We start from the raw sequence: 15,969 nt of genomic DNA, 5'->3' as shown, positions 1-15,969 counted from the left end.
TTTGATTTATATTTCATAAAAGTATTATATAACTATTAAAAATATAATACAATAAAAAACAATGATATCGAATCATTGTTTTTTAGCGAGCTTATATCCCCATAAATAAATTTAGGGGCTTTACGCTCGCATTTGGTAAAAAAGCAAATGCAGTATCTGTTAATATTTTAGAAAAAGTCAACATAGATTCTGGTATATTTGTAGCATCAATTCCTAAGATAGCCAATACAGCATCTTGCATAAGTAAACCACGAACACCCATAAAAAGACCAGTAGCAACTAATACAGGTATAATAGGCACAAATACATCAGAAAACATTCTTATCGCTCTTTGAAAACTATTGCCATATTTTACCTCATCTGCATTATTACTTTCGCCGATTATATTTATAACTTCATTATAAATTCGATTTACTAAACCCGTTCCCAATATAATTTGATATTGCCCAGAATTAAAAAATGAACCTTTTACCTTTTCTATGCTTTCTATCATTTTCACTTGTATTTTATCTTTATCTCTTACAACAATTCTCAATCTTGTAGCGCAATGTCTAACTGAAACGATATTTTCTTTATTTCCTACTAACTCAATAATCTTTTGTGCTAATTCTTTATTTCCCATAATTTGCTCTCCTACCTATCTATATTTTTCGCTATTAATTCACCACATAAATTCCCACTTATTGATATCTTTTCATGTTTACGATATATTCTTGATGAAAATACTTTTTCACCTTCATTTATAAATATTTCTATACTAGAATTGTCTATCCACAATTCCAAATCAATTACTTTATACACAGAGAAACTAAAGGTATATCCTTTTCATTATCTCTATATTGTGGACAGTAAAATAATATATATTTATCTCCCATGCGAAACATATCAGGGCATTCTATCATTTGATACGTATTTGATGTAGCCAAACTTCCCATATATTGCCAATTTTCACCATCAAGAGAATGATATAATGCAATTGCTCCTAATTTTGTTTGTTTTGTTTGCGCACCTATGACTAAAAAGAAATCATTATTTTTACCTGCAAAAATTTTAGGGTCTCTAAAATGTTCACTATATTTTATTGGTGTATTTATAATTATTCCTTTTTTTAGAAAATTTCTCCCATTATTAGAAATAGCTAAACATTGACTGCTTTTCCGCTCATTATCATATTTCCTATTACCTGTATAAAAAATATATAATTTATCCTTTATAACATAACTACTCCCTGAATATACCCCATTAAAATCATATTCTTGGTCTGGTATAATAGCACTTCCTTTGAAGCTTCAATCAATTAAATTTTTCGAAGTAAATAATCCCCACTCCTTATATGTATGATTTTTTTCAAACCTATTCCATTGAAAAAACACATAATAAATTCCCTTGTATTGGATTAATCCATTAGGGTCATTTAGTAATCCTACATTAGGCTCTAAATGAAATTTTTGTCTAACAAACTGCTTCATTTTTCTTGCTTCTCCTTCATTAAAAGTACATATATATTAAATAATATTTACAGTAATTTTTCTATAGTATTTCTTTACTAAAATATGGAAAAAACAAACTTTTTATTTTATAATATTAACTATGAAAGAATATAAAGAGACTCAACATAGTACACATTATAAATCTTTATCTGATTTATCCTTCTACAGTGCTGGTTATGAAAAATGTCAACCTGGATATAGTTATGGTCCTAAATATAGAGATTATCAATTAATTCATTTTGTCATCAGTGGCGAAGGTACCCTTCACATCAATGAACAGACTTTTAATCTAAAACAAGGAGATGCTTTTTTAATTCCTTCGGGAAAAATTTCTTATTACAAAGCTTCGGCTACTAATCCCTGGTGCTATACATGGATTAGTTTTTTAGGGATTAATTCTCAAAACTATATCTATCAAATGATGAAAAAAACTGATGATATTTATATCATTCACAATTTAGATATAACAAAATATAAAACGCTAATTGATGAAATTATTAATCTTCAAGAAAATAATGTCATTCATTATCTAAAAGCCAATAGCCTCTTATTCCTCATTCTCGCACAACTATTTGAGGATATTAATCTATCTGAAAATCAAATGCAAACTAAATCTCTCGCTAATGATTTAAAATTTTATTTTGACGTCAACTATGCAGAAAAATTAATTCTAAAAGATATCGCTAAAAAATTTGGCATTCATCCTAATTATCTAACTCGCATATTCCACGAAAAATTTCATTTATCACCGAAACAATATATAATGCAACTAAAACTAAAAAAAGCCCGTAGCCTTTTAATAACTACTGAGCTTTCTATTGCCATTATTGCTTCCTCATTAGGATTTGACGACCAATTAGCCTTTTCGCGTACCTTTAAGAAAGAATTTTCTATTTCACCTTCTATGTATAGAAAATATTATGCAGAAAAATAATTTTCCACCTAAAAGTCTAGTAAATTTACTAGACTTTTTTATTTCATATCATTTTTATGTATCTCTCCCCATACACATAATCTATCTAAAATTTCCATGAGCGATTTTCCCCTATCTGATAAACTATACTCTACTTTAGGTGGTATTTGTGGATATTCCTTTCGTATTATTAAGCCATCTTTTTCCAATTCTTTCAAAAATACTGCAAGTGTTTTATGTGAGATAGTCTTTATATATCTTTTTAATTCATTGTATCTGACAATATTAAATTCCATCAAACAATATAAAATAACCATTTTATACTTGCCTCGTATTAATGATAAAGTATAACTAAAACCTGTATCTTCAAAATTGGCATTTTCAATATAATTTTTAAACATCAAAACTCTCCTTTTGGTTAGTATCTAACAAAAATGTGCGTACTTCAAGCAAATAATCTACACTGTTATAATTATAAATATAAACATTGGAGGTGTAAATTTATGCATAAAAAAATCTGTATTTTAAATGGAAGTCCCAGAATAAATGGCAATACAAAAGAACTCATCAAATATTTTACTAAAGGAGCAGAAACTGTAGGTCATGAAGTTACTTGCTTTGATTTACAAAAAATGAATATTCATGGCTGTCTTGGTTGTTGTAATGGAGGTAAAAACGAAGATACTCCTTGTGTACAAAAAGATGATATGTCGCAAATCTATCCTGTATACAAGACAGCAGACATCATAGTCTTAGCTTCTCCTATGTATTATTGGGGCATCACAGGTCAACTAAAATGTGCTTTTGATCGTTTATTCGCTATAGCCGAATTAAATCCAAATTATGAAAATCCACAAAAAGAATGTATTTTACTTATGGCTTCAGAAGGAAATACCTCTGATAATTTTGCACCAGTTAAAGCTTTTTATGAAGGATTAATATCTCATTTAGGTTGGAAAAATCTAGGCATTGTCTATGCTGGAGGAAATATGAATATTGGCGATATTTTAAATAAACCAGAGCAATTAAAACAAGCTGAAGATTTAGGAAAATCTATTCAATAATCATCTGATAAATAAAATACCAGCTATCATTTTAGCTGGTATTTTTAAATACTTTCAATCTGCATCAAAGCATTGATGATTTTATGCACTTCATATGGATTGGGATTTTCCTTAGCCAATACTTCTAATATATAATCTTTATCATAAATAAAATCACTAGAATAATTCAATAAATGAATAGCAAACTCATTTGCTTCACATTCATAACGAGCAGGAGAATAATATATTCCTTCATGTTGAAAAAAATAACCTGCATGCCAATGCATACGCACATGACCAAGTTCATGACAAATTACGATTTTTTGAGCTTCATAATTCAATTTATCATTCAATAAAATAGTCTTTTTTCGCAAAACACGCACCAATATTCCACGTATCTTTTCAGGAAGTGGCACATATAAAATATTTACATCTAATTCCTTTGCCAATGCAAATGGATCTGCTGTTTGATATTTATTAACTAAATTTTTCACTCTTAATTTTATATTTTTTCGCATAATTTATTTTTTCTTTCGTTTATTTCTTTCTTTTGCGTCCCAAAAAGCTATTTCTAATGCTTCTTGTATCTGATTTTTTTCTTCTATATTCAACTTATATGTATTACCATCAAATAAAACTTCTGCTTCTTTTAAAAATTTTTCCAAACCTTTATCCTTACCCATAAAATCACCGCCTAATATAATTTTTTATATTATTATATCATACTTATTTTTTTAATTATATAGTTTACAACTTGACAATTTTATTTTTTAGTTATAAACTATTAATCACTTTGCAAATACAAAAAGTTTTAAATAATAATATTAAAGATATTATTTAATTATAAGGTGGTTTTATTTATGAATACAGTATTTTTACCTTCATATAGTGTAGGCAGTGATGTTTACAATCAAATTCCAAAAGTTTGTGGTGCTTATGGCAAAACAGCTGTAGTTATCGGTGGTAAAACAGCAATTTCTAAAGCCAAAGATGCCCTTTTAGCTGGAGTACATAATTCTAATATCGAAATAATTGATTTTATCTGGTACGGTGGCGACTCTACTTATGCTAATATAAAAAAACTTGCCCAAAATCCTCAATTTCAAAAAGCAGATATGGTTTTTGCTGTAGGCGGTGGTCGTGCTATTGATACTTGCAAAACTCTTTGCGATATGGAAAATAAGCCTGTTTTTTCCTTTCCAACAATAGCTTCTAACTGCTCTCCTGTAACAGCTGTTTGCGTAATTTATGATGATGAAACTCATAGCTTCAAAGAATTATATTTCCCTCAAAAAAGCCCTCTACATAGCTTTATCAATACAAAAATAATCACTGAAGCTCCTTATGAATATATTTGGGCTGGTATCGGTGATGCTTTATCCAAACAATATGAAACGGGCTTTTCCTCTCGTAATGATGAAATGAGCCATACAAATGCTTTAGGTGTACAAATCAGCAAAAATTGTTCTGATACTTTATTGCAATATGGTCTTGAAGCTTTGACTTCTGCTAAAAATCATCAAGTAAGTGAAGCTTTAGAACAAGTAGTATTAACTATAATCGTAAGTACAGGTCTTGTTTCTGTGCTTGTTATAAATGATTACAATAGTTGTCTTGCTCACTCTATATATTATGGTTGCACTATGCTTCCTCAAGGAGAAAAACATCTTCACGGCGAACTTGTAAGCTATGGCGTACTTGTAATGTTACTCTTAGATAAACAACAAACTGAATTTGAAAAAGTTTATGCATTTAATCGCCAAGCTAAATTACCAACTTGTCTAAAAGATATTGAAATCAGCACTAAAGAAGAACTCGATATTGTATTAGATAAAGTAATGACCACAAATGATATTGTCCATGTACCATACAAAATCACTCGTGAAATGGTTTATGATGCTATCATGGATTTAGAAATTTATCATCAAGAACATTTAAATTAACAAAAATTAACCAAAAAAGGCACTAATAAGTGCCTTTTATTTTTATCAAATATATTTTTTATTATTTTGCATCAATAATTTTATTATTAATTACATCATATTGAATTACATCATATACATTTGTTTTGCCATCTTGATGTACTTCTACTAATCCACTAAATTCTGCTATTTTAGTTCGCCAATTAAAAGAACATTTTTCTGCTTGAATAGTTATATCTGGTCTTTCTAAAATAGCATCGCCTTTTATAATCGCTGTTTTTAATTCATCAGAAGCATAGACACTGCCACCTTTAAATTTAATTTCTTCTTGAGGTTCTTCCACATATACATTGCCATTTGCCCATACTTCTTTAGTTACTAAATTGACACGAGCTTTATCTGCTCCTATAGTTCTTGTATCAGTCTTTACTAAGACATTTCCTTCAAGTACAAAACAACCTGAGGAAATATCAAAATACTTGCTATCAGATGTTACGGATACACTTGCACTAGATACTCCTACCATAGATAACATCAATACACAAACTAAAAACATTGATTTTATTAAAAGCTTTAATTTAATCATAAATTTTTTTCTCCTGTTTCTTTAAATATTCTGGTAATCTATCAAAAACCTTCAAAGCATTATGATAAAATACATCATCATAAGCCTTTTTAGGTATTATTGATTGTATTACTTTAATATACTCTTTCATATCCACTAAAGGCCAATCAGAGCCATACATCAATTTTTGATAATCATGTAAATAATTAAACCATGTCCTAAATATATTTAAATATGGTTCAAATTCTTTTATCTGCTTTTTAGCTTTAAATTTGCCTTCCATCAAACCTGACAAATCCATATATACATTTTTATTTTTAGCTACTACTTCCACTGCATCAGCCACCCATGGAGTTCCGCAATGAGCAATTACAAATTTCACCTTAGGGAAATCAACAGCCACTTCATCTATGATTAAAGGCTGTGAATATTTTAATTTTCCCATTGAATTTGCTGTATCGCCCATATGAAAAACCACTGGTACATCATATTTCTGTGCTAATTTATAAAAATCTCTATATTTCTTATCTGTAGCTAAATACGGTTGATATCCTGTATAAATCTTTAATCCAACTGTTGAATTTTCTTCTAATTTTTGCTTAAAGCTATCTAATGTATCTTTAAGATTTTCCTTATTAATAGCCAATGCATTAATACCTAAACATTGTGCTAAAAAAGGTGGAAATTTTTCTTTTCCATGATATATTATCTGTGGATTACTAAGATTATTTTCTTCGCAAATATCCACACCCATGCCAATACCTAAAACTATATTATTTTTCTTAAATTCATTTTGTACTTCTTCTAAGGTACATTTTAAACCAATATTTTCAGCTGTTTTATTAAATATCCCTTTAGCTGAAAAATGCATATGACAATCTATAATTTTATCCATCATATTTTCACCTCTTAAATCTATACCCTATCTAAACTCTATTATACAAATTATCTATCTTAAGCTCAATAAACTTACTCACCTAGTTTGATTAAATTATCATTAAAATTATTTATCAATGTAAAAACGCCTTAATCATAAGGCGTTTTCTTTTTCTACTTATTTATTTTTCAAAAGGATATTTCATATTCCATTGATTGCGTATTTTATCTAATATTTCCATGACGAAAATAGTTTCTTTATGTGGCATTGTTTCACATTCTAATTCATTTTTATCAATCGCTTTAGCACAAACTAAAACTTCATATTCATATCCTGTTACTTGTTTTGGTATTTCTACTTCTTTGATTAAATTATGTTCTACATCATAAATTTTTATCGCTTCAGGATTATTGATATTAGTTACACAAATATAGCCTTTTTCTCCATAAATAAAACCACATCTATCTGTTGGTGTCATCATAGAAGCATGAAGAACTGCCATTTTCCCATCATTCCAAGTGATTGTTATACTATCTGTCAAATCTACACCTTTATCTGACATCACAGCTTTGGCAAAAATATCTTTTATATCATTGCCAAATACCATTAAAGCAAAGTTAACTGTATATACACCTACATCAAGCAATGCACCGCCAGCAAGTTCTGGAGAAATCATGCGTTTCACATCTTTAAGCGGATAACCTAAATTTGCCTGAATTGAATGTACTTGCCCTATAATGCCAGAAGCAATAACATCATTTATTAATTTTCGTGAAGGCATATATCTTGTCCAAATTGCTTCAGTGATAAGTACATTATTTTCCTTAGCTAAAGCTAATAAATCCTTTGTTTCTTCTGCATTTACAGTAAAAGGTTTTTCACACAAAACATTCTTTTTATTTTCTATACATAATTTAGCTATGCGATAATGCTCATTATGTGGTACGGCAATATAGACTAAATCAATATCTTTATCTTGAATTAATTCCATATAAGAACCATAAGCTTTTTCTATTTTATATTCATCTGCAAATGCTTTTGCCTTAGTTAAAGTTCTTGAGGCTACTGCATAATTTTTTATATTTTCATCATTTAATCCATTCAACGTTTTTGCCATCAAAGAAGCGATTAAACCTGTTCCTACAATACCAACTTTCATCTGTTTCATTAAATTAAAACTCCTTAAATATTATTCAAATTATTAGCATCTATATATTCATTATCAGCAAGCCATTTTAATTGATACGAACGACGAGCTGTCCATGCGATATCATTTATATATGAAGCATTAACTGCTGCACCTATGCCTGCTCCTATAATCGGCATTATCTGCATCAACTTACGTTTAGTCAAATTAATACCCAATTGTTTAGCAACTTTCTTGACTAAATTGCTCATTAAAACTTCTTCAATTATTTTCTTTTGTAAAAAATCTGATTTCAATGCTAATAATGCTTCCTTTTTCTCCTTCATATCATTAGCACCTGATACAGATAAAATATTCAACACAAATTCTTTATCTTCATCTGATTTAACTTCATATCCATAACACATAGCAATCTTATGAATAGTTCTAAAAGCTAAAACTATAACAGCCCCCACATCAGCTACCATTGTTGCTGTACCGCCAAGCCCTGTAGCAAATCCTTCAGAACCAGCAAAACCTATCGCCCATTTATGCACATTACTAGCCAACTTATCAGATAAAGCCAAATCCTTATGACGCAATTCTTCGATAGTATCTACACCAGCATTTTTCAAAATATCATTTTTACTTGCTAATTTTTGACCAATATCATGAGCATGATATATTGCTTTTTCTACTACCACCTCTGGAATTACTTTTCTCGTAAATTTACTCATAGGTGAAAAAATCTTATTCATGCCAGTATTGACTACACTGGGTTTTTGCTGTTCCCATTTACTGATTTCTACCAATTGTTTTTCTATATATTCATCATACATTAAGATACCCTCCTTATTCTCCACAATAAAATTAATTACAAAAAAAGATTAATTAATTTACCTTAGTAGGCATATTAATTAATCTTTTTCCTCTACTTCATATTTTTTTGCCAACTAATTAAATCCGCCAAAGTAATATTATCCACAACTTCACTTATAGCATCATATAATTTTTCCCAAAGAATTAATGTTGGACATCTATCTGCACGTGTACAATTATTGATATCATCATCAAGGCAAGCTACTGGGGCTAAACTTCCCTCTATCAAACGTAAAATCATGCCTACTGTATACTCTTCTGGTTTTTTAGTCAGTCGATATCCGCCCTGCGGTCCACGCAAGCTTTTTACAAATCCTGCCTTATTTAAACTAGATACTATTTGTTCCAGATACTTATCTGAAATCTGCTGTCGTTCAGCAATATCCTTTATTCGAACCGGTGTTTTTGCATCATTTAATGCGATATCTAACATCAATCGCAATGCATATCTACCTTTAGTTGATATTTTCATCGAGCTTCAATCCCACCTTACTATAAAATTAAATAAATCCTATCTAATTTATAGTATAGCATGAAATTTTTTTCAAAAAAACTATTTGCTAAAAAATATTACTCTAAACTACTAGCTTCACCAGCAACAAAGCCCATAGAAAAAGCTGCTTGCAAATTATATCCGCCTGTAAAAGCGTCTACATCTACTACTTCGCCAACACAATACAAATCTTTAATTAGTTTTGACTCCATAGTTTTAGGATTTATTTCTTTTGTAGAAATACCGCCAGCTGTTACAATAGCTTCGCTAAGAGGTCTTGTCTTTGTAACAGTCATCACCATATCTTGCAATAAGTCAACTAATCTTTCACGTTCAGCCTTGCTTATTTGATTTACAAATTTATTTTCATCAATAAAAGCTAAATCAATCACTGTACTAATCATCTTGCTTGGCAATAAATCGCCTAAAGCATTTTTTATTTGTTTTCTACTGTATTTTTCAAAATCTCTACAAATGCGTTTATCAAGCTGTTCTTTTGTCAAAGCAGGTTTGAGATTTAAAGATAATTCTACCAATTTTCCTTCTCTTAACCATTTAGCAATATCACGACTTAAAGTCAAAATGATTGGCCCACTTACACCAAAATGAGTGAATAACATTTCACCAAACATTTCTTTTTTTACATCACCATCAACTAATACCTTTAAATTTACATTACGAAGTGATAAACCTTGGAAATCTTTTACCCAATCTTCTTCACATTCTAAAGGTACAAGTGCTGGAAATAAATCTTCAATAGTATGACCTATCTGTTTTGCCATACGATAACCATCACCTGTTGAACCTGTTCCAGGGAAAGATGAGCCACCTGTAGCTAAAATAACAGCATCAGCTTCATATAATTTATCTTCTTCAGTGATTACACCTGTTACTTTATTATTATCTACTTTTAAAAATTTTACACTTTCATTTAACTTTATCTGTACAGCCAATCTATGCAATACCTTTTCAAAAGCATTTACAATATCAATTGCTTTATCACTTACAGGGAAAATTCGTCCACCGCGTTCTTCTTTTAATGGCACATCTAATTCTTCAAAAAAGCTTCTGATATCCCAATTAAAAAATTTGCTAAATACACTATATAAAAATCTACCATTACCATGAATATTTTTTACAAACTCTTGCAATGGTGCTGTATTTGTTACATTGCAACGACCTTTACCAGTAATTAACAATTTTTTACCCAAGCGATTGTTTTTTTCCAACAACATCACTTCTGCACCATTTTGTGCAGCACTGACAGCCGCCATCAGTCCAGCAGCACCACCGCCAACAACAATAACTTTACGCATTATTTATCTCCTATTTTTTTACGCAAACGCAATAATTCAGTTTCAGTTAATTTTCTATATTCTCCACGTTTTAATTTACTCAAAGTAAGACCTGCAAAAGCTATGCGTTTTAAAGCTTTAACTTCATATCCTAAAGCCTTGAACATACGACGAACTTGACGATTTTTCCCTTCATAAATAGTGATTTCCACACGAGATTCTTTCAAAGTTTTATTTATGGAATCTAAATACACATCAGCAGGTGCAGTCTTGCCATCTTCCAATTTCACACCATTTGCTAATTTATCCAAATCTTCCATATTAATAATGCCATCTATTCTTGCAACATAAGTTTTGCCAATTTCATACTTAGGGTGCAATAATTTATTCATAAATTCGCCATCATTTGTGAGTAATAATAAACCTTCTGTATTATAATCCAAACGACCAATAGGGAAAATTCTTTCTTCTACATCAGATAAAATATCTACAACTGTTTTTCTACCTTTTTCATCTTTTACACTAGAAATATACCCTTTTGGTTTATTGAGCATATAATAAACTTTTTTTGCTTCTACTTTAAGCATTTTTCCATTATAAGAAACTTTATCTTTCACTGGGTCAACTTTCGTACCTAATTCAGTAACAACTACCCCATTGACGCGAATTTTACCATCTGTAATTAATTTTTCTGCTCCACGACGAGAAGCAATCCCTGTACGAGCTAAAAATTTTTGTAATCTTTCTTGCAAAATAATTCTCCTTATATTTTATTATCTATATCAAATTATATCATATAATAAATATCATCTTTATGAAAAAAGAGTATGAATTTCTTATCATTCATACTCTTATATTTCTCATTTTATAATACTACCTTATGTGGTGCTATCTTATGTTCGCTAAATACATAACGACCTATACCAGCAAACTCTTTATCTTTATATAAACGAATAAATTTTTCTGTTATTTCTTCATCTTCTTTAACAGCAATTTGTTTACCTTGTTTAATCATTACTGCTTCTTCATCAGAAATAACATATTTTGGTAAATGCTTTATCGGAAAATCTATTGATAATAGCGCCACATGTGGTAATAAACCTATTTCTTCTGTAGTAAATGCATCTTCTAATTTAAATGCTCCCACATGAGTGCGAATTAAGAAACTCATCACTGTAGGTATTCCTAAATATTTACCAATATCCATACATAAGCTGCGAATATAAGTACCTTTAGAACAAACTACTTCAAAAATAAAACCATTTTGTGTCATCTCTTGAAATTTAATATCATGAATGACAACATCTCTTTCTGGCATTTCTACTTCTATATTTTTACGAGCCAAATTATACGCTTTTTCACCATTAATTCTAATAGCTGAATACATTGGTGGTCTTTGTTTTATTTCACCACGAAATGTTTCTAATGCCTCTTTTACTTTTTCAGCTGTAGGCATAGTATAATTTTCCATCGTTTCAATGATTTTTCCAGTGTCATCACCAGTATCAGTGCTTAGACCAAAAGTTACTTCTACTTTATAGGACTTATCTACATCGTCCATATACTCAAGCATTCTTGTAGCTTTTCCCAGTGCCACTGGCAAAACTCCAGCAGCAGCAGGGTCTAAAGTCCCAGCATGACCAACTTTTTTCAATCCATAAACTTTACGTAAATGAGATACAATATCATGTGAAGTTATTCCTGGTGCCTTCAAAACATTTACAAATCCATTAGGCATTTTCTTTATTCATTCCTTTGATAATAGCATTAAGTACGATATCTTTTGCTTCCATAAGATTTTTATATACAGTCGCACCAGCTGCACGAATATGACCGCCACCGCCAATAGATTGAGCAATCTCACTGACATTTACTGATTTTGAACGCATGCTTACTCTAGTTACTTCATCATCAGCATATTTAATCATCACAGCTACATCTACACCACGAATATTTCTAGCAAAATTAACAAAGCCCTCTGTATTATCAGCAGACTCTTTTAAAGCCTTATCAATAATCATCAAAGCAATTTTGCCATCATGATACAACTCAATAGTATCTATAGCTCTTCCAGCTGCCTTTACACTAGAAAAGGAACGTTGGTAAAATACTTCAGAAATTTTATCTGGTTTTACACCAATTTCTAATAATTCCGCAGCAGCTTTTAATGTATACGGTGTTGTATTGCTATAACAGAAAAATCCTGTATCAGAACAAAGACCTGTATAAATACATGTAGCTGCTTCTAAATTAAATTGCCAATTCATTTCTTTTATTAAACTATAGACAATTTGAGCTGTAGCTGCCGCTTTAGCATCAACATAGCAATAATCAGATACTTTTGTATTAGATATATGATGGTCTAAATTCAAAATAGGTGCTTTTACTACATCTTTTACTCTGCCGATACGGTCAACATCAACATCTAAAATCACAAGTAAATCACACTCTATAATCTCACCATCTTGAGGTTTTTGATATAAATCTAAACCTTCCATCATACCGAGATTATCTGGTAAATCATCATCTAATAAAATTTTTATATCTTTATTAGTTCCCTTTAGGGCATGATATAGCCCTAAAGTTGAACCAACATTATCACCATCAGGATTTACATGAGAAGATAACACTATTTTATTAGCTTTTTCAATTAATTCACCAGCTTGTTTTAGTGTTACTTCCATTATTTTTGCTCCTCATCTTTTTGCACTTTTATCAATAATTCTTGAATATGTGCACTATATTGAAGTGAAGTATCCATAAAAAATTTAATTTCTGGAATAAATTTTAAACGAATACGATGCGCTAATTCTCTGCGAATAAAACCTAAGGAAGAATTTAAGCCCTTCCATGTATCTTCGATTTGTTTATCACTGCCTAAAATACTTACATATAATTTAGCATTGTGTAAATCACTAGATACATCAACTTCTGTAATAGTTACAAAACCGATACGAGGGTCTTTCAATTCTCGCATGATGATTTCACTAGCTTCTTGTTTAATCAATTCTTGTACTTTTTCTATACGAACGCTTCCCATTAATATACTCCTTATTTCTGTGGAATTTCTTCCATATCATATACTTCAAGGATATCGCCTTCTTTAAAGTCACGATAATTATCAATAGTAATACCGCATTCATAACCAGTTGCTACTTCTTTTACATCATCTTTGAAACGACGTAAAGATTCAATCTGACCTTCGTATAATACAATATTATCACGAATAATACGGATTTTAGAGTTATTACATACTTTACCTTCAAGTACATAAGAACCAGCAACTAAAGCTTTGGAGAATTTCATAACTTGACGAATTTCTACTTTACCTTGAATTACTTCTTTATATTTAGGTGCAAGCATACCTTTCATAGCTGCCTGAATATCATCAATAGCTTCATAAATTACGCGATAAGTATGAATATCAATTTTTTCAGTATCAGCTAATTTACGTGCATTTGCATCTGGACGTACGTTAAATGCAATAATTAAAGCATTTGCTGCAGAAGCGAGCATTACGTCAGATTCAGTTACAGCACCAACACCAGAGTGAACGATACTTACACGAACTTCGCTTTCATTTTTATTAAGACCTAAAAGTGAAGAAGATACTGCTTCTACAGAACCTTGAACGTCAGCTTTAATCAAGATATTTAATTCTTTGATATCGCCTTCGTTAATCTGATTGAATAAATCATCTAAAGAAACTTTCTTAGAACGCATAAGTTCATTACGCTGTTTTTCAATACGTTTTTCAGCAATAGTTTTAGCAAGTTTTTCATCTAATGCTGCAAGTTCGTCCCCAGCTTCTGGAACATCAGCAAGACCTAAAATTTCTACTGGCATAGAAGGACCAGCTTTTTTAACTTTTTCACCACGGTCATTAATCATTGCACGAACTTTACCACAAGCAGTACCTGCAATAATAAAATCACCGATATGAAGTGTACCATTTTGTACAAGTACAGAAGCTACAGGACCACGACCTTTATCAAGACGTGCTTCGATTACTACACCACGAGCTTCGCGATTAGCATTAGCTTTGAGTTCTTGTACTTCTGCTACTAATAAGATCATTTCTAAAAGGTCATTAATACCTTCTTTTTTCTTCGCGGAAACAGGTACCATGATTGTAGTACCGCCCCATTCTTCTGGAATGAGTTCATGTTCAGCAAGCTGTTGTTTTACATGGTCAGGATTTGCACCTGGTTTATCCATTTTATTAATAGCTACAACGATTGGCACTTTTGCTGCCTTAGCATGGTTGATAGCTTCTAAAGTCTGAGGCATAACACCATCATCAGCTGCAACTACAAGTACAGCTATATCTGTAACCTGAGCACCACGAGCACGCATAGCTGTGAAAGCTTCATGACCTGGTGTATCTAAGAATACAATTTTTTGACCATTACACATAACTTGATATGCACCGATATGCTGAGTAATACCACCTGCTTCATTTGATGTTACAGATGTTTTACGGATAGCATCAAGTAAAGAAGTTTTACCATGGTCAACGTGTCCCATTACTGTTACAACAGGAGGACGAAGTGCTAAGTTTTTAGGGTCATCTTCAAATTCTGGGATTTCTGTTAAATCAACTTCAGGTGGAAGTTCTTCTACAGCAATACCAAATTCTTCTGCAATCAAAGAAGCTGTTTCAAAATCAAGTTCCTGATTAATTGTAGCCATTGTACCGAGTAACATCAATTTTTTGATAACATCTGTTACAGGGTATGTCATTTTACTAGCTAATTCTTTAACTGTAATTGTTTCGCCAACTTTAATATGTTTTGGACGAATGATTTCTTGTGGTTTGTTTTCCACTACAGGCTTAGTATTTTTGCCTTTATTCTTTTTATTGCCAGCAAATTTATTATTAAAATTATTATTGTTGTTATTATTTTTCTTATTGTTATTGCGATTGTTGTTTTTATCGTTATTTTGTGGACGATTATTTTTATTGTTACGATTTTTATTATTAGCAGTATTATTTACTGGAGTATTTTTTGTTTTATGTTCATTTGTACTAGCATTATTTCTAGTATTATTGCGATTATTGTTCTGATGTGTATTATTCTGATTGTTTTTGTTTTTATTGTTGTTGTTATTATTATTTGCAGAATTATTATTTTTATGATTTACATTCTGCTGATTATTTTTTTTTGCTGTTTGTTGTTTATTATTATCTTTATTATTCACGATACTAGCTATAACCTCACGTTCTTTCTCACCAACCAAGTTTAGGTTGTTACTAACATTAATATTATTTTTATTTAAAATATCAATTATTTTTTTGCTATCTAAAGAAAACTCTTTAGCTAATTGATAAATTCTATATTTGGACATTAAGCCACCCCCAGGGT

The 15,969-nt window shown here is 30.6% G+C and carries 19 protein-coding genes and 1 pseudogene; 3 read left to right on the top strand and 17 right to left on the bottom strand.

The window, feature by feature from the left end; genetic code table 11:
* Positions 1 to 91: 91 nt before the first annotated feature.
* The 3 genes and pseudogenes from F553_RS0103690 to F553_RS12270 form a co-directional block, all read right to left on the bottom strand.
* Entirely contained in the window at positions 92 to 622 is a 531-nt protein-coding gene (locus tag F553_RS0103690) for a PTS transporter subunit EIIB (protein ID WP_018999049.1), read from the bottom strand.
* An 11-nt stretch (positions 623 to 633) separates the two neighbouring features.
* Positions 634 to 801, bottom strand: coding sequence for a GH32 C-terminal domain-containing protein (locus F553_RS12725; RefSeq protein WP_367997742.1), 168 nt, complete (start codon positions 799 to 801; stop codon positions 634 to 636).
* Positions 789 to 1,469 (bottom strand): annotated as a pseudogene (locus F553_RS12270) (glycoside hydrolase family 32 protein). The gene F553_RS12725 and the pseudogene F553_RS12270 overlap by 13 nt, the downstream one beginning before the upstream one ends.
* 121 nt (positions 1,470 to 1,590) lie before the next feature.
* On the opposite strand from F553_RS12270, the gene F553_RS0103680 reads away from it, so the two are divergent.
* The gene (locus F553_RS0103680) at positions 1,591 to 2,424 is read left to right on the top strand and encodes an AraC family transcriptional regulator (protein WP_018999047.1); all 834 of its coding nucleotides are present in this window, start codon (positions 1,591 to 1,593) and stop codon (positions 2,422 to 2,424) included.
* A gap of 38 nt (positions 2,425 to 2,462) precedes the next feature.
* Here F553_RS0103680 and F553_RS0103675 read toward each other — a convergent pair whose 3' ends face one another.
* Entirely contained in the window at positions 2,463 to 2,804 is a 342-nt protein-coding gene (locus tag F553_RS0103675; RefSeq protein ID WP_018999046.1) for a winged helix-turn-helix transcriptional regulator, read from the bottom strand.
* A gap of 102 nt (positions 2,805 to 2,906) precedes the next feature.
* On the opposite strand from F553_RS0103675, the gene F553_RS0103670 reads away from it, so the two are divergent.
* Positions 2,907 to 3,467, top strand: a complete 561-nt coding sequence (locus tag F553_RS0103670; protein ID WP_018999045.1) for a flavodoxin family protein — start codon at positions 2,907 to 2,909, stop codon at positions 3,465 to 3,467.
* A 44-nt stretch (positions 3,468 to 3,511) separates the two neighbouring features.
* On the opposite strand, the gene F553_RS0103665 is transcribed toward F553_RS0103670, so the two are convergent.
* Both F553_RS0103665 and F553_RS0103660 read right to left on the bottom strand, forming a co-directional pair.
* Entirely contained in the window at positions 3,512 to 3,964 is a 453-nt protein-coding gene (locus tag F553_RS0103665) for an ImmA/IrrE family metallo-endopeptidase (RefSeq protein ID WP_008538062.1), read from the bottom strand.
* Between the two features lie 3 nt (positions 3,965 to 3,967).
* A complete protein-coding gene (locus F553_RS0103660; protein WP_018999044.1) occupies positions 3,968 to 4,129 on the bottom strand; it encodes a hypothetical protein in 162 nt (53 codons plus the stop codon).
* Between the two features lie 177 nt (positions 4,130 to 4,306).
* On the opposite strand from F553_RS0103660, the gene F553_RS0103655 reads away from it, so the two are divergent.
* Positions 4,307 to 5,389, top strand: a complete 1,083-nt coding sequence (locus F553_RS0103655; RefSeq protein WP_018999043.1) for an iron-containing alcohol dehydrogenase family protein — start codon at positions 4,307 to 4,309, stop codon at positions 5,387 to 5,389.
* Between the two features lie 61 nt (positions 5,390 to 5,450).
* On the opposite strand, the gene F553_RS0103650 is transcribed toward F553_RS0103655, so the two are convergent.
* The 11 genes from F553_RS0103650 to infB all read right to left on the bottom strand — a co-directional run bounded on the left by F553_RS0103650 (position 5,451) and on the right by infB (position 15,952).
* Entirely contained in the window at positions 5,451 to 5,954 is a 504-nt protein-coding gene (locus F553_RS0103650; protein ID WP_008538065.1) for an LptA/OstA family protein, read from the bottom strand.
* The gene (locus F553_RS0103645) at positions 5,947 to 6,831 is read right to left on the bottom strand and encodes an amidohydrolase family protein (protein ID WP_018999042.1); all 885 of its coding nucleotides are present in this window, start codon (positions 6,829 to 6,831) and stop codon (positions 5,947 to 5,949) included. The genes F553_RS0103650 and F553_RS0103645 overlap by 8 nt, the downstream gene beginning before the upstream one ends.
* A gap of 160 nt (positions 6,832 to 6,991) precedes the next feature.
* Complete coding sequence (locus F553_RS0103640; protein WP_018999041.1) at positions 6,992 to 7,978, bottom strand: Gfo/Idh/MocA family protein; 987 nt, start codon at positions 7,976 to 7,978, stop codon at positions 6,992 to 6,994.
* Positions 7,979 to 7,992: 14 nt separating this feature from the next.
* Entirely contained in the window at positions 7,993 to 8,775 is a 783-nt protein-coding gene (locus tag F553_RS0103635) for an EcsC family protein (protein WP_018999040.1), read from the bottom strand.
* 92 nt (positions 8,776 to 8,867) lie between these two features.
* Positions 8,868 to 9,287 (bottom strand): RrF2 family transcriptional regulator, encoded by a 420-nt coding sequence (locus F553_RS0103630; protein ID WP_008538069.1) that lies wholly within the window; start codon positions 9,285 to 9,287, stop codon positions 8,868 to 8,870.
* A gap of 98 nt (positions 9,288 to 9,385) precedes the next feature.
* Positions 9,386 to 10,624, bottom strand: a complete 1,239-nt coding sequence (locus F553_RS0103625) for a BaiN/RdsA family NAD(P)/FAD-dependent oxidoreductase (RefSeq protein ID WP_018999039.1) — start codon at positions 10,622 to 10,624, stop codon at positions 9,386 to 9,388.
* Positions 10,624 to 11,355 carry a pseudouridine synthase gene (locus tag F553_RS0103620; RefSeq protein ID WP_018999038.1) on the bottom strand — a complete coding sequence of 244 codons (732 nt, stop codon included), beginning with the start codon at positions 11,353 to 11,355 and terminating at the stop codon, positions 10,624 to 10,626. The genes F553_RS0103625 and F553_RS0103620 overlap by 1 nt, the downstream gene beginning before the upstream one ends.
* 113 nt (positions 11,356 to 11,468) lie before the next feature.
* A complete protein-coding gene (truB, locus tag F553_RS0103615) occupies positions 11,469 to 12,341 on the bottom strand; it encodes a tRNA pseudouridine(55) synthase TruB (RefSeq protein ID WP_018999037.1) in 873 nt (290 codons plus the stop codon).
* A complete protein-coding gene (locus F553_RS0103610) occupies positions 12,334 to 13,287 on the bottom strand; it encodes a DHH family phosphoesterase (protein WP_018999036.1) in 954 nt (317 codons plus the stop codon). The genes truB and F553_RS0103610 overlap by 8 nt, the downstream gene beginning before the upstream one ends.
* Positions 13,287 to 13,643, bottom strand: a complete 357-nt coding sequence (rbfA, locus tag F553_RS0103605; RefSeq protein ID WP_008538075.1) for a 30S ribosome-binding factor RbfA — start codon at positions 13,641 to 13,643, stop codon at positions 13,287 to 13,289. The genes F553_RS0103610 and rbfA overlap by 1 nt, the downstream gene beginning before the upstream one ends.
* 11 nt (positions 13,644 to 13,654) lie before the next feature.
* Positions 13,655 to 15,952 (bottom strand): translation initiation factor IF-2, encoded by a 2,298-nt coding sequence (gene infB, locus F553_RS0103600; protein WP_018999035.1) that lies wholly within the window; start codon positions 15,950 to 15,952, stop codon positions 13,655 to 13,657.
* Positions 15,953 to 15,969 lie beyond the last annotated feature (17 nt).

The sequence above is a fragment of the Megamonas rupellensis DSM 19944 genome (genome assembly GCF_000378365.1).
Lineage (GTDB): Bacteria > Bacillota > Negativicutes > Selenomonadales > Selenomonadaceae > Megamonas > Megamonas funiformis.
The sequence above is the reverse complement of the archived record's forward strand: the minus strand, read 5'-3'. Positions and strand labels throughout refer to the sequence as shown.

Excerpts from the sequence above, each read along its gene's own strand:
- F553_RS0103690 (WP_018999049.1), bottom strand. The coding sequence starts at position 622 with ATGGGAAATAAAGAATTAGCACAAAAGATTATTGAGTTAGTAGGAAAT.
- F553_RS0103680 (WP_018999047.1), top strand. The coding sequence starts at position 1,591 with ATGAAAGAATATAAAGAGACTCAACATAGTACACATTATAAATCTTTA.
- F553_RS0103675 (WP_018999046.1), bottom strand. The coding sequence starts at position 2,804 with ATGTTTAAAAATTATATTGAAAATGCCAATTTTGAAGATACAGGTTTT.
- F553_RS0103670 (WP_018999045.1), top strand. The coding sequence starts at position 2,907 with ATGCATAAAAAAATCTGTATTTTAAATGGAAGTCCCAGAATAAATGGC.
- F553_RS0103665 (WP_008538062.1), bottom strand. The coding sequence starts at position 3,964 with ATGCGAAAAAATATAAAATTAAGAGTGAAAAATTTAGTTAATAAATAT.
- F553_RS0103660 (WP_018999044.1), bottom strand. The coding sequence starts at position 4,129 with ATGGGTAAGGATAAAGGTTTGGAAAAATTTTTAAAAGAAGCAGAAGTT.
- F553_RS0103655 (WP_018999043.1), top strand. The coding sequence starts at position 4,307 with ATGAATACAGTATTTTTACCTTCATATAGTGTAGGCAGTGATGTTTAC.
- F553_RS0103650 (WP_008538065.1), bottom strand. The coding sequence starts at position 5,954 with ATGATTAAATTAAAGCTTTTAATAAAATCAATGTTTTTAGTTTGTGTA.
- F553_RS0103645 (WP_018999042.1), bottom strand. The coding sequence starts at position 6,831 with ATGATGGATAAAATTATAGATTGTCATATGCATTTTTCAGCTAAAGGG.
- F553_RS0103640 (WP_018999041.1), bottom strand. The coding sequence starts at position 7,978 with ATGAAACAGATGAAAGTTGGTATTGTAGGAACAGGTTTAATCGCTTCT.
- F553_RS0103635 (WP_018999040.1), bottom strand. The coding sequence starts at position 8,775 with ATGTATGATGAATATATAGAAAAACAATTGGTAGAAATCAGTAAATGG.
- F553_RS0103630 (WP_008538069.1), bottom strand. The coding sequence starts at position 9,287 with ATGAAAATATCAACTAAAGGTAGATATGCATTGCGATTGATGTTAGAT.
- F553_RS0103625 (WP_018999039.1), bottom strand. The coding sequence starts at position 10,624 with ATGCGTAAAGTTATTGTTGTTGGCGGTGGTGCTGCTGGACTGATGGCG.
- truB (WP_018999037.1), bottom strand. The coding sequence starts at position 12,341 with ATGCCTAATGGATTTGTAAATGTTTTGAAGGCACCAGGAATAACTTCA.
- F553_RS0103610 (WP_018999036.1), bottom strand. The coding sequence starts at position 13,287 with ATGGAAGTAACACTAAAACAAGCTGGTGAATTAATTGAAAAAGCTAAT.
- rbfA (WP_008538075.1), bottom strand. The coding sequence starts at position 13,643 with ATGGGAAGCGTTCGTATAGAAAAAGTACAAGAATTGATTAAACAAGAA.
- infB (WP_018999035.1), bottom strand. The coding sequence starts at position 15,952 with ATGTCCAAATATAGAATTTATCAATTAGCTAAAGAGTTTTCTTTAGAT.